Annotated in this window: 11 protein-coding genes; 8 read left to right on the top strand and 3 right to left on the bottom strand. The window is 61.2% G+C overall.

The features are described from left to right. Nucleotides 1-165: 165 nt before the first annotated feature. From AACS24_RS15840 to AACS24_RS15825, 4 genes are all read left to right on the top strand, one after another. Nucleotides 166-1092: a cation diffusion facilitator family transporter gene (locus tag AACS24_RS15840; RefSeq protein ID WP_033115979.1), complete on the top strand. Its 927-nt coding sequence runs from the start codon at nucleotides 166-168 to the stop codon at nucleotides 1090-1092. A gap of 287 nt (nucleotides 1093-1379) precedes the next feature. Further along, nucleotides 1380-2915 carry a TerC family protein gene (locus tag AACS24_RS15835; RefSeq protein WP_108571272.1) on the top strand — a complete coding sequence of 512 codons (1536 nt, stop codon included), beginning with the start codon at nucleotides 1380-1382 and terminating at the stop codon, nucleotides 2913-2915. Nucleotides 2916-3157: 242 nt separating this feature from the next. Next, on the top strand, nucleotides 3158-4267 hold the full coding sequence (locus tag AACS24_RS15830; protein WP_108571271.1) for an alkene reductase: 1110 nt from the start codon (nucleotides 3158-3160) through the stop codon (nucleotides 4265-4267). 158 nt (nucleotides 4268-4425) lie between these two features. Further along, nucleotides 4426-5412, top strand: a complete 987-nt coding sequence (locus AACS24_RS15825) for a zinc-binding dehydrogenase (RefSeq protein ID WP_108571270.1) — start codon at nucleotides 4426-4428, stop codon at nucleotides 5410-5412. A gap of 100 nt (nucleotides 5413-5512) precedes the next feature. On the opposite strand, the gene AACS24_RS15820 is transcribed toward AACS24_RS15825, so the two are convergent. Further along, the gene (locus AACS24_RS15820; RefSeq protein ID WP_108571269.1) at nucleotides 5513-6577 is read right to left on the bottom strand and encodes an adenosine deaminase; all 1065 of its coding nucleotides are present in this window, start codon (nucleotides 6575-6577) and stop codon (nucleotides 5513-5515) included. 197 nt (nucleotides 6578-6774) lie between these two features. Here AACS24_RS15820 and AACS24_RS15815 point away from each other — a divergent pair, with 197 nt between their 5' ends. From AACS24_RS15815 to asnB, 4 genes are all read left to right on the top strand, one after another. After that, nucleotides 6775-7524 (top strand): HAD-IIA family hydrolase, encoded by a 750-nt coding sequence (locus tag AACS24_RS15815; RefSeq protein WP_043164926.1) that lies wholly within the window; start codon nucleotides 6775-6777, stop codon nucleotides 7522-7524. Between the two features lie 54 nt (nucleotides 7525-7578). Next, a complete protein-coding gene (locus AACS24_RS15810) occupies nucleotides 7579-9153 on the top strand; it encodes a cation:proton antiporter family protein (protein ID WP_108571268.1) in 1575 nt (524 codons plus the stop codon). A gap of 130 nt (nucleotides 9154-9283) precedes the next feature. Continuing rightward, nucleotides 9284-9652 (top strand): cupin domain-containing protein, encoded by a 369-nt coding sequence (locus AACS24_RS15805; RefSeq protein ID WP_108571267.1) that lies wholly within the window; start codon nucleotides 9284-9286, stop codon nucleotides 9650-9652. Nucleotides 9653-9844: 192 nt separating this feature from the next. Continuing rightward, nucleotides 9845-11509 (top strand): asparagine synthase B, encoded by a 1665-nt coding sequence (asnB, locus tag AACS24_RS15800; protein WP_108571266.1) that lies wholly within the window; start codon nucleotides 9845-9847, stop codon nucleotides 11507-11509. Nucleotides 11510-11672: 163 nt separating this feature from the next. Here the strand turns inward: asnB and maiA are convergent, their stop codons facing one another. Together maiA and AACS24_RS15790 are read right to left on the bottom strand one after the other, a co-directional pair. Then, complete coding sequence (gene maiA, locus AACS24_RS15795; protein ID WP_181364203.1) at nucleotides 11673-12311, bottom strand: maleylacetoacetate isomerase; 639 nt, start codon at nucleotides 12309-12311, stop codon at nucleotides 11673-11675. 139 nt (nucleotides 12312-12450) lie between these two features. Next, complete coding sequence (locus AACS24_RS15790; protein ID WP_108571264.1) at nucleotides 12451-13446, bottom strand: fumarylacetoacetate hydrolase family protein; 996 nt, start codon at nucleotides 13444-13446, stop codon at nucleotides 12451-12453. Between the last annotated feature and the right edge of the window lie 102 nt (nucleotides 13447-13548).

Here is a 13548-nt window from a genome sequence, read left to right as displayed (position 1 = left end):
AATCCTTGTTCCCTTATTTGCTTGATGCCGGCACCCCGGCGACTACGACTGACCCATCGCCCGTCAATGGCAATCAGGCCAGTCCGCTCACATGTGAGCGGGCAGTATATCAGCTCGAAAACCGCTTGCGCGTAGCAATATTAACCATTTGAAAGGAGGACTTTTATGGCTCACCACAGCCATGTTATCAGTACGCTGGTCACCACAGAGAAGCAGGCACTCACCCTGTCGCTGTTTGGCTGCATCACTTTCGCCATCTTCGGCATCGGCTACGGCCTGTTCGTTGGCTCCAACGCCATCATGCTCGATGGCATCTTTACCCTGTTTAGCATGGGCATGACGGGTCTCGGTCTGGTCACCGCCTACCTCGTTACCCGCCCCTCCGATGACCGCTTCCAGTATGGCTATGCGCACTTCGAGCCCATCGCCAACGTCATCAACGGCTCCATTATTCTGCTGCTCTGTCTGGCGGCACTCTACAACGGCCTCACCACCCTGTTTGAAGGGGGACGGGAGATCGATCTCGGTCATGCCCTCATCTATGCCGTTGTCTCCACCTTCTTCTGCGCCATCCTCTACCGGATTGAAGCCCAGGTCGCCGAGCAGGTTGACTCCGAACTGGTGCGGGTAGACTCCAAGGAGTGGCTGGTGGATACCCTGCTCAGCGCCACCCTGCTGATTGGCTTTGTGGTCGCCATCGGGCTTGATGCCATTGGCTACGGCCAATACAACCGCTATATCGACCCGGTGCTGGTCTCGCTGCTGGCCCTCTGCGCCACCCTCATTCCCATCAAGGTGCTCGGTCGCAACCTGCGGGAAGTGCTGAAAATCGCCCCCAGAGGGGATGTTTCCCAGCTGGTCGAGAACGAAGTCGAGGCGCTGCGCAAGCGTCACGGCGTCGAGTGCTACAGCCATCTGGCCAAGAGCGGTCGCCGCTTCGATCTCGAACTCAACATTCTGGTCGCCCCGGGTCAGGAGTGGCCCGTCGAGCGTCAGGATGCCCTGCGTCAGGAGCTCTGGTCCCGCCTCGGCGATACCCTGGGGGATGCCTGGCTCTCGGTCTGTTTCACCCGCGAAAAGCGCTGGTTGTAACCCGATAACCGGTGGAGGCTGGCAGCCGGCCTCCACCGGCTGCGTCACATCCCGACACCGCCCACTTGCCAAATTGGCGCCAGCCGCTATCATCAGGGCTCATTTTTAACCCGAGGTTTTATTGCCCATCATGGACAATCCCCGAAGTTGCCCTTCGTTTCTTCCCGTCAAAAGCTATCTGTTTCTGCTTAACCAGCGCCTCTGAATAACGCCATTGCCTTGCTGTCGCTGCGGCTTTCGCTAGCCCTGTTCACTGTTCGCTCTGTCTGTTTTTTTGAGGTCACATAATGGAATTGCTGCTGGATCCCCACATCTGGATCGGTCTTTTTACTCTGATCATTCTCGAGATCGTGCTCGGGATCGACAATCTGGTCTTCATCGCCATTCTGGTGAAAAAGCTGCCCCCCGCCCAGCGGGACAAGGCGCGCGTACTCGGCCTTGGCCTCGCCCTGCTGATGCGGCTGCTGCTCTTGAGCGTGATGTCGTGGCTGGTCACCCTCACCACACCCATTTTGCATATCTGGGATCACCCCTTCTCCGGTCGCGATCTCATCCTGATGGGTGGCGGTATCTTCCTGCTGTTCAAGGCCACCTCCGAGCTGCACGAGCGGCTGGAGGCCAAACCCCACGATGATGGTCCGGTCGGCGCCTACGCCAGCTTCGGCGTGGTGATCGCCCAAATTTTGGTGCTGGATGCGGTCTTCTCGCTGGACTCCATCATCACCGCCGTCGGCATGGTGGAACACCTCGGCGTGATGATGGCCGCGGTGACCATCGCCATGGTGGTGATGGTGCTCGCCTCCAAGCCGCTGACCCGCTTCGTCAATGCTCACCCGACCGTGGTGGTGCTCTGCCTGAGCTTCCTGCTGATGATCGGTTTCAGCCTGGTGGCGGAGGGCTTCGGCTTCCATATTCCGAAGGGTTACCTCTACGCGGCCATCGGCTTCTCGGTACTGATCGAGTTTTTCAACCAGCTGGCCCAGCACAGCGCCATGCGCCACGAAGCCAAACAGCCGCTGCGCGAGCGCACCACCGCCGCCATCTTCAAGCTGATGGGGAGCAAGGCGTATCAGGACCGGCCGGATGACGATCTGGATGCCCCGGCCGCCGCGCCGGTGAGCTTTGGCGAGGAGGAGCGCTATATGGTGACCGGCGTGCTGTCGCTGGCCGAGCGCTCCATCCGCACCATCATGACGCCGCGCTCCGAGATGGCCTGGATCGATATCAACGACTCCAGCGAGGATATCCGCATCCTGTTGCAGCGCGAACCCCACAGCCTGTTCCCGGTCTGTGACGGGGATCTGGACGAGGTGATCGGGGTGGTCAAGGCGCGCGACCTGCTGTTTGCCCTCAACGAAGGGCAGTCGCTCAGCGCGCTGGCCAAGCAGAACGACCCCATTATCGTGCCGCAGACCATCAACGTGATTAAGCTGCTGGCGGAGCTGCGCAAGGCGAAGGGGAGCCTCATTCTGGTGGCTGACGAGTTCGGCGTGATCCAGGGTCTGGTCACCACCCACGACCTGCTGGAAGCCATCGTCGGCGAACTGCCGGATGAGGACGAAACCCCCGACATGATCCGCGATGGCGCAGGGTGGCTCATCAACGGCAGCACCAACATCCACCATGTGGAGCAGGTGCTGGAGCACGAGGGGCTGGTGAGCGAGAGCGACGAGTACGTGACCCTGGCCGGCATGCTGCTCTCCCACTTCGGCACCCTGCCCACCCCGGGCCAGCAGTTGCAACTGCAGCAGCTCAACTTCGAAGTGATCGAGGTGAGCGAGCGGCGCATCGAGCGGGTACGGGTGATGCCGGTCGCTGGCTAATCGAGCCGCAACGCAACCATGAGAAGAGGGCCTGTGAGCCCTCTTTTTTTATTCGCCTTTCACTCGCATGTGATGCGCCGATTACGGCGCTATCTCGGCCCCGCCAGCCATCCGGCGCGACGTTCATCCGCTGCCAGTCGCGATTGCTGCATGCAGTGCAATTCAATGGTGCAATTACCCCTCTTTGTTGCAACGCTATTGGCGGCTAGAGTCAGCCTCAATCCCACCATGAGGAACTCACGATGAGCCACGATCACCTGTTTTGCCCGCAGCGACTGGGCCAGCTGCACCTTGCCAACCGCATCGTCATGCCCCCCATGACCCGCTCCCGCGCCAGTCAGCCGGGTGATGTGGCCAACGCCATGATGGCCAGCTACTACGCCCAGCGCGCCGAAGCAGGCCTTATCATCAGCGAAGGCACCCAGATCGACCCCATGGGCAAGGGCTACGCCTGGACACCGGGCATCTACAGCGCCGACCAGATAGCCGGCTGGAAGGGGGTGACCGACGCCGTTCATGCCAAACACGGCACCATCTTCGCCCAGCTCTGGCACGTGGGTCGGGTCACCCATCCGGACAACATCGGCGGCGCCCAGCCCATCTCGGCCTCGGCCCTGCCCGCGGTCGGCGTCAAGGTGTTTGTCGATAACGGCAGCGATGCCCCCGGTTTTGTCGAGACCGTCACCCCGCGCGCCATGACCCAGGACGATATCGATGCGGTAGTGGGCCAGTTCCGTCAGGCGGCTCGCAACGCCATCAGCGCCGGTTTTGACGGCATCGAGCTGCACGCCGCCAACGGCTACCTCATCAACCAGTTCCTCGATTCCGAGTCCAACGCCCGCACCGACAGCTACGGCGGTTCGCTGGAAAACCGGCTGCGCTTCCTCAAGGAGGTGACCGAAGCGGTCTGCAGCGAGATCGGGGCTGACCGGGTCGGGGTGCGCCTTGCGCCGCTCACCACCCTCAACGGCACCGTCGATGCCAACCCGCAGGAGACCTATCTGGCCGCTGCCCGCCTGCTGGGCCAGCTCAACGTGGTCTACCTGCACATCGCCGAAGCGGACTGGGACGATGCGCCTCTGATGCCTGAGAACTTCAAACAGGGTCTGCGCGATGCCTTCCCCAACACCCTGATCTATGCCGGTAAATATGACGGTGAGCGGGCGCGCGCCGCCCTCAAGGCGGGCTGGGCCGACATGATTGGCTTTGGCCGCCCCTTCGTCGCCAACCCGGATCTGCCGGAGCGGCTGCGCCACGGATATCCGCTGGCCCCCCACGATCCGGCCACCCTGTTTGGCGGCGGCGAGAAGGGGCTGACCGACTACCCGACCTATCAGGCCGATGGCGCATAAACCGGCCGTTGCTTGCCAATGGCCAACCGGCCACTTAAAGCAGGCCCCACAGGTTGGGGCCTGTCGTATTGTTGCGCTATTGCAACAGTGGAAGTTTCACTGTCTTGCTGTTGCAATAATCTCGTCAAGCTCTCCCCACTGTTTCGCAAGGAGTCATCATGAATCACACCCAAGCCTGGTGCTGGCATGCCCCCGGTGAACCGACCCAGCTTACCCTCGCCGATCTGCCCCTGGCACCGCTCGCCCCTGACGAGGTACTGGTAGCCAATCGGGTTATCGCCTTCAATCCGGTGGACTGGAAGCTGATCGAATATGGCCACTCCCACTGGCAGGATGGTCAGGTGCCCGGTGTCGATGGCATGGGCACGATCGTGGCGCTCGGCGCCAACGTCAGCCATCTGCGTCTCGGGGCCCGGGTCTCCTACCACACCGATCTGCGCCACCACGGCAGCTTTGCCCGCCACACTCGGGTACCGGCCCGCGCCCTGCTGCCGGTGCCCGATGCCCTGAGCGACGAGGCGGCGGCCGCCCTGCCCTGTCCCGGCCTCACCGCCTGGCAGGCGCTGGCCAAGTTGCCGCGCCTGCACGGGGAAGCGCTGCTTATCACCGGTGCTGGCAGCAGCGTCGGCCGCTTTGCGGTGCAGCTCGCCCTCCAGCAGGGGGCGCGGGTCTTTGCCAGCGCCAGCCCACGCCACCATCAGTGGCTCAAACAGATAGGTGTGCAGGGGGTGGCCGATTATCGGGATCCCGCCTGGCTGGCCATATTGCAAGCCGCCAACGGCAACGAGCCGTTCGAGGGGATCATCGATCTGGTCTCCAGCCAACAGGCAGAGAGCCTGCTGCCTGCCCTTGGCTACTACGGTCATATGGTGACTGTGCTCGGGCGCATCCCCCACAATCCGCTACCTGCGTTTGCCCACTGCCACTCCTTGCACGAAATTGCACTGGGCGCTCAGCACGCCTTTGGCTCGGACAAACAGTGGAGCCGACTGGTCGCCGCCGGTGTCGCCATGATGGATCAGATGGCGAGCGGCGAGCTGACCCTGCCGCCGCTGGTGGTCGGCAACTTTGAGGAACTGCCCACCCTGCTCGAGCGCTTCAAGCGCGAAGGTCAGGGCGAGAAGTTTCTGGTGCGTGTGGCATAGCGCGGGCGTCATCCACCGGCAGCAGAAACGCTCGCAACTGAAAATATGAGAGGCCCGTGATAGCGGGCCTCTTTGCATCCGGGATTAACCTGCGCCTGACTCAGTGCAACTGCACCCCGTGGCGGGCGGCATGAGCGCGAATGTCACGGGTCAGCCGCGCCTTGTCGGCCAGAGAGAGCCAGCTCGCCTCCACTGCATTGAGCGAGAGGCGACAAAGCTGATCCGCAGTGGCGCCAAGCTCGTCCGCCAGCGCCGCAAAGTTGGCCCCCATGTAACCACCGAAGTAGGCGGGATCGTCGGAGTTGATGGTGACGCAGATCCCCTGCTCCAGCAGCCGCAGCACATTGTGGTGTGCCATCTGGTCAAACACCTTGAGCCGGGTGTTGGAGAGGGGGCAGACGGTGAGCGGCAACCGGGTATCGGCCAGATAGCGGAGCAGCTCGGGATCGTCGGCCGAGCGCACCCCGTGATCGATACGACACACCTGCAGCTCGTTGATCGCCTGCCAGATGTAGTCGGCAGGCCCCTCTTCGCCCGCATGGGCCACCACCGGCAACCCCAGCTCGCGGCATTTGGCAAAAATCCGGGCAAACTTGGTTGGCGGATTACCCTTCTCCCCCGAGTCGAGGCCGATGCCGTGAATGCGCGACAGGAAGGGCATAGCCTCTGCCAACGTTGCAAAGGCCTCCTCCTCGCTGAGGTGGCGCAAAAAGCTCATGATCAACCGCCAGCTGATGCCAAACTCCTTCTCCCCGCGCTGCAGAGCCCGCTCGATGCCGCCCAGCACGGTAGCAAAGGGGATACCGCGGGCGGTGTGGGTCTGCGGGTCGAAGAAGATCTCCACATGCACCACCTTGTCGGCGGCGCAACGCTCAAGATAGGCCCAGGTGAGGTCGAAAAAGTCCTGCTCGGTAATGAGCACGCTGGCACCGCGATAGTAGAGGTCGAGAAAGGATTGCAGGCAGTCAAAGTCATAGGCGGCGCGCACGCTGGCTACATCGGGCCAGGGCAGTGGCACGCCGTTACGGCGGCCCAGCTCAAACATCAGCTCGGGTTCGAGGCTGCCCTCGATATGCAGGTGCAGCTCCAGTTTCGGCAGTCCGGCGATAAATTGCGCGGCGGTGAGGTGTTCGGGTGTGACTGGCTTGGGAATTGGGGTGTCCATAGCGACGGCTCCATCAGCAAAGTGATCCGGCGTCAGCCCCTCCACCAGACTGACCCGACGGCAGCTTTATTGTGCACCGAAGTGGCGAGACAGGGGAGACTTGTCATCAAACAGACTTATAATGGCGTCACAAAAATCATAAATCATTGAACATCTTAACGATTGGCGGCTCGCCTGCGCCCTGACAAGGAGTTTTCATGAAGAAGAACGTCATCTGCGATATCGACGGTGTCATCCTGCACAATAACGATCTCATCCCCGGTGCCGACCGTTTCGTCCATCGCCTGCTGGAGCAGGGCAGCAAGCTCTTGTTCCTCACCAACTACCCGGCCCAGACCCAGAAAGATCTGCAAAACCGCTTCCGCTCCGCAGGTATCGAAGTGCCAGAAGAGTGCTTCTACACCTCCGCCATGGGCACCGCCGATTTTCTCAAGCGCCAGGATGGCAAGAAGGCCTATGTGATTGGCGAAGGGGCCCTGACCCACGAGCTCTACAAGGCCGGTTTCACCATCACCGATATCGACCCCGACTTCGTGGTGGTGGGCGAGACCCGCAACTACAACTGGACCATGATGCAGCTGGGCGCCAAGTTCGTCGATCAGGGGGCCCGCTTTATCGCCACCAACCCTGATACCCACGGCCCCATGATGCACCCGGCTTGCGGCGCCCTGTGCGCCCCCATCGAGCGGATGACCGGCAAGAAGCCGTTCTATGTCGGCAAACCGAGCGCCTGGATCATCCGTGCGGCGCTCAACCGGATGGAGGCCCACTCGGACGACACCATCATCATCGGCGACAACCTGCGCACCGATATTCTGGCGGGCTTTCAGGCCGGTCTCGAGACGGTGCTGGTGCTCTCCGGGGTGAGCAAGGTCGCCGATATCGACCGCATGCCGTTTCGCCCGAACCATATTTTCGACTCCGTGGTCGACATCGATATCGTCTAATCACCACCCAAGCGTTAAACAGGGCAGGTCTCTCCTGCCCTTGCAGGATCTGTTATGGAACCCATTCTGATCGCCGTGGCCTTTGGTTGCGGCATGGTAGTCAATCTGATTGGCCTGCCCCCCCTGCTCGGCTTTCTGGCCGCCGGTTTTATCCTCAACGGCATGGGATATGAAAATACTCCCGCCCTGAGCGAAGTGGCCGATCTCGGCGTCACTCTGCTGCTGTTCACCATCGGTCTCAAGCTCAATATCAAGACCCTGATGCGGCGCGATGTGTGGGGCACCACCAGCCTGCACCTGCTGCTCTCCACCCTGCTCTTTACCGTGGTGCTGCTGGTCTGCAAGGGACTGGGGCTTGAACTTGCCCTCTCGCTGGACTGGAAACTAGCGCTGCTGCTGGGCTTTGCCCTCTCCTTCTCCAGCACCGTCTTTGCGGTCAAGGTGCTGGAAGATCGCAGCGACATGAATGCCCTCTACGCCCGCATCGCCATCGGGGTGCTGGTGATGCAGGATGTGTTCGCCGTGGCGTTTCTGGCCTTCTCCAGCGGCAAGTGGCCCAGCATCTGGGCGCTCTGGGTGCTGGGGCTGCCGCTGTTGCGCCCGCTGCTGTTCAAGCTGCTGGAGCGGGCTGGTCACGGCGAGTTGCAGGTGCTGTTCGGGGTCTTTCTGGCGCTGGTGGTGGGTGCAGCCGGGTTTGAAGTGGTCGGCCTCAAGCCGGATCTGGGGGCCCTCATCATCGGCATGCTGCTCGCCTCTCATCCGGCGGCGGCGGGATTGGCCAAGGCGCTCTTCAACCTCAAAGACCTCTTTCTGGTCTGCTTTTTTCTCACCATCGGTCTCAACGGCCTGCCGACTCACGACACCATGCTGCTGGCACTGGCGCTGGTGCTGGCCCTGCCGCTCAAAAGCGCCCTCTACTATCTGGTCTACAGCGGCGCCCACCTGAGGGTGCGCACCGCCCTGCTCTCCACCCTGGCACTCACCAACTTCTCGGAGTTTGGCCTGATCGTCGCCGCCATCGCCGCCAAGGCAGGCTGGATCTCTCACGAGTGGCTGGTGGCAGTCTCGCTGGCACTGGCGGCGAGCTTTATGATCTCCGCCCCGCTCAATGCCCAGAGCGAGCGCATTTACCACCGCATCGGCCACTGGCTGCGGGGGCTGCAGGCGAGCAACCTCCATCCGGAAGACAGGCCCATCGAGCTTGGCGATGCGGAGGTGATCATCCTCGGCATGGGACGGATTGGTCAGGGGGCCTACTTCGAGCTGGAGAACAAATACGGCAACGTCATCCTCGGGGTGGAGAACGACAGCGAGAAGCTGCCCACCCTGCGCGCCCAGGGGATGAACGTCATCGAGGGGGATGCCACCGATACCGACTTCTGGGACAAGGTGCTGCTCTCCAATCAGGTCAATCTGGTGCTGCTGGCGATGCCCCACCACTCGGGTAATCTCTATGCCATCGAGAAGCTGCGCAGTCACGGATTCAACGGCAAGATCGCCGCCATCGTCCGCTTCGAGGATGATATCGCCTCCCTACAGGAGCAGGGGGTGGATGCGGTGTTCAACGTCTACAACGAGGCGGGCAGCGGCTTTGCCCGCCATGTGATCCGCCGTTTGCAGCCGCTCTGATCCTGCGGCCAGCGGCCCTTGGCAAGGGAATGCGCATCGTTTAAGTTATGCACAACCTCGTTTAATAAAACGAACAAACGCGGGGCCGGGATGGCCCCGCTTTCCTATCTGCCGAAGCCAAGGAGGCACCATGAAGACCCTCAACGACTGGATTTTGCTCGACCGCCACGAGGCGGCCCCCACCCCGCTGATGCCTGCCCCCGAGCGCATTAAAGCAGGCCATCCGAGTCAGACGGTCTGGAACCACTACTCCGACCCGAGCCAGCAGTTTCACGTCGGCTTCTGGGCTTGCGAGCCGGGCCGCTGGGCCATCCACTACACCGAGCACGAGTATTGCCAGCTGCTGGAGGGGGATGTGGTTATCCACGACAGTCAGGGCGGCCAGCTGGCCCTCAAACCCGGCGATCAATTCGTGATTCCGGCAGGCTTTGTCGGAGAGTGGGAGACCCTTACCCCCTGTCGCAAGGTCTATGTGATCTTCGAACCCACCTCGGCTTGACGTTCACGTCACCCTGCCCCGTTGCTGCAGCCCTTATCCTGTTGATCCGCTTGACGCTTACGGCATGATTTTCTGCGGTTTTCCCGCTTGCAAAAGGTTTTTCCGCTAGGCATTGTGTCTGACGAGGAATGTAAATGGAATTTCGAGCCCAAACGTGGGGGGCTCATATAAAAATCAAGAGGATTACCGCCAATGTGTTCAATTTTCGGCATTCTGGATATCAAGTCCGATGCAGTAGCCCTGCGCAAATCGGCGCTGGAGATGTCCAAGCGACTGCGTCACCGCGGGCCTGACTGGTCCGGCGTCTACAGCTCCGACAAAGCCATTCTGGTGCACGAGCGTCTGGCCATCGTCGACCCGGGCAATGGCGCCCAGCCGCTCTACAACCCCGAGCGCACCCATGTGCTGGCGGTCAACGGCGAGATCTACAACCACAAAGAGCTGGAGAAGAGCCTGAAGGTCGACTTCCAGTTCCAGACCAAATCCGACTGCGAAGTGCTGCTTGCCCTCTACAAGGAGAAAGGCCCGGCGTTTCTCGACGATCTCAACGGCATCTTTGCCTTTATCCTCTATGACGCCGAACAGGATGCCTACCTGATTGGTCGCGACCACATGGGGATCATCCCCCTCTATACCGGTCGCGACGAACACGGCAACTTCTATGTCGCCTCCGAGATGAAGGCGCTGGTACCGGTCTGCAAGAGCGTCGAAACCTTCCCGCCGGGACACTACCTGTGGAGCAAGGATGGCGAGCTCAAACAGTGGTACAAGCGCGACTGGATGGAATACGCCGCGGTCGAGCACAACGTCAGCGACAAGGCCGAGCTGAAAGCTGCGCTGGAAGCGGCGGTCAAACGCCAGCTGATGTGCGACGTGCCCTATGGCGTGCTGCTCTCCGGCGGGCTGGACTCCTCCGTTATCTCCGCCATTACCAAGCTCTATGCGGCGCGCCGCATCGAGGACGATGGCAAGAGCGAAGCCTGGTGGCCGCAACTGCACTCCTTCGCCGTGGGGCTGGAAGGCTCGCCGGATCTCGCCGCCGCCCGCAAGGTGGCCGATCATCTGGGCACCATCCACCACCAGATCCACTTCACCGTGCAGGAGGGGCTGGATGCCCTGCGCGATGTCATCTATCACCTCGAGACCTATGACGTCACCACCATCCGCGCCTCCACCCCGATGTATCTGATGGCACGCTACATCAAGGCGATGGGGATCAAGATGGTGCTCTCCGGCGAAGGCTCCGACGAGCTGTTCGGTGGCTACCTCTACTTCCACAAGGCGCCTAACGCCCGCGAGTTCCACGAAGAGAACGTGCGCAAGCTCGCCTCTTTGCACCTCTATGACTGCCTGCGCGCCAACAAGTCGATGGCCGCCTGGGGTGTGGAAGGTCGTGTACCCTTCCTCGACAAGGAGTTCATGGACGTGGCGATGCGCTTGCAGCCTGCCGACAAGATGTGCGGCAAGGGCAAGATCGAGAAGCATATCCTGCGCGAAGCGTTCGAGGATCTGCTGCCTCACGAAGTGGCGTGGCGCCAGAAGGAGCAGTTCTCCGACGGTGTGGGCTATTCGTGGATCGACAGCCTGAAAGCCATGGTGGAACAGGAAGTGACGGATCAGATGTTCGAAGCGGCAGCATTCCGCTTCCCCATCAACACGCCGCTCACCAAAGAGGCCTACTTCTACCGCGCCATCTTCGACGAGCACTTCCCGCTGGAAGCTGCCGCCCGCACCGTGCCCTACGGCAAGTCGGTCGCCTGCTCCACCCCCACCGCGCTGGAGTGGGATGCCAAGTTCAAGGAGATGGCCGACCCGTCTGGCCGCGCCGTGATGGACGTGCACCAGCAGGGGTATTGACCTGCTGATTGGCACTCAATGAACGAAGGAATATGTGTTGATAAAGCCTCTCTTAACGAGAGGCTTTTAATTTGCCTCATTAACGCACTGGCATTAATGAAATAACCCAATCAAAGAGATAAAGGGTTGGGCTGCTGGTCAAGACAAAAACACCCTGATGATATCAGTGCTGGGCATCCGGCTGGTTGGCAGGGGCGGCCTTGATAAAGGCCTGCAACTGTTCGCAGTTGGCGACGATGCGGCGGATGGTGGGGTAATCGTCCAGGGTCATCTCGTAGCGACGGGCGTTGTAAACCTGGGGCACCAGCATGCAGTCGGCCAGGGTCACTTCATTGCCGACGCAGTAGACACCGGCGGTAGTCATCAACAGCTGTTCGAGGGCGGTGAAGGTCTCGTCAATCCAGTGGCGATACCAGCGGGCCTCCTGCTCGTTGTTGGCCCTGAAGTGCTCTTCCAGATAGTTGAGTACCCGCAGATTGTTGAGCGGGTGAATATCGCAGGCGATCATGTTGACGATCTGGCGCACCCGGGCCCGCGCCTCGGGGGCAGAGGGCATCAGGGAGTAGGCGGGATAGGTCTCGTCGAGGTACTCCATGATGGCGACCGACTGACCTATCTGCACATCGCCATCCACCAGAAACGGCACCAGCCCTTGCGGGTTGATCCGGCGATAGGCCTTCTCGCGCTGCTCGCCTTGCCGCAAATTGATCGGATGCTGCTCGTAGGCGAGCCCCTTGAGCTGCAACACGATCCGCACCCGAAAACTTGCCGATGAACGCCAATAGCCAAACAACTGCAACATAATCTGTCCCTGCTTTTTATCTGGGCCCGAAGCCCGGCAGGTGCTCGCCACCTGCCTCCTTGTGTATCCGGCACCGGTTGAGGGCTCGTCGAGATCCGGACATATCCCGAATATCCTTGCCGCCAACCGGCGCTGGCCATCAACCTCCCTGACCGCTCGCAGGCACCACTTGTTGAGAGATGGTGCCAAACAGGTTTTGGCCAGAGCGATCTTCCATCGCGATCGACACTCTATCACCAAACTGCAAATAGGAGGTTGTAGCTTGATCACAATCAAGAATTTCCAGCATGCGGCGCTCGGCAATGCAGGATGAACCGGCGCTGCGATCGTAGTTGGAAACGGTGCCCGAGCCGATGATGCAACCCGCCCCGAGCGGTCTGGTCTTGGCGGCGTGGGCAATCAGCTCGAAGAAACTGAAGGTCATGTCCACCCCAGCATCCGGTGCGCCAAACAGGGCGCCATTCAGATGGGTGCGCAGGGGCAGCATCACCTTGCCATCACGCCAGTCATCGCCCAGCTCGTCCGGGGTGATGGCCACAGGCGAGAAGACGCTCGACGGCTTGGACTGGAAGAAACCAAATCCCTTGGCCAGCTCGCCCGGAATGAGGTTCCGCAGGCTCACGTCGTTGACCAGCATCAGCAGCTTGACATGACTGGCGGCCCGCTGTGGGCTCACCCCCATCGGCACGTCGTCGGTGATGATGGCCACCTCCGACTCAAAATCGATCCCCCACTCCTCCGAACCCATCACGATAGGCCCACGGGGGGCAAGAAAACTGTCGGAGCCCCCCTGATACATCAACGGATCGTGCCAGAAGCTCTCCGGCATCTCGGCGCCGCGGGCCTTGCGCACCAGCTCCACATGGTTGACGTAGGCGCTGCCATCGGCCCACTGATAGGCGCGCGGCAGTGGAGAGAGGCAAGACTCTTCGTCAAAGGGGAACGCCTCGGCCACGCGGCCCTCGTTAAGCTGCTGATAGACAGCCTCCAGCCTGGGGGCAACCTCGGCCCACTCGTCGAGGGCGGCCTGCAGGGTCGGGGCAATCTCGCTCACCCGCACCGCCCGGGTCAGATCCCGGCTCACTACCACCAAAGCGCCATCGCGCTTGCCATTGTTCAATGTTGCCAATTTCATAAGCGATTCCTTATTTGCCTGCAGCCGCGTCCGGGCGCTGCCAGCTGGAGACATACCGGGTGTTCTCGATCCCTTCGCACAGGCTGCCGACGTTCAGCGCAT

Origin of the sequence: Aeromonas sp. HMWF016 (genome assembly GCF_963878195.1) — a bacterium.
Lineage (GTDB): Bacteria > Pseudomonadota > Gammaproteobacteria > Enterobacterales > Aeromonadaceae > Aeromonas > Aeromonas lacus.
Note: the sequence above shows the minus strand (reverse complement) of the source record. Positions and strands in the feature narration are given on the sequence as shown.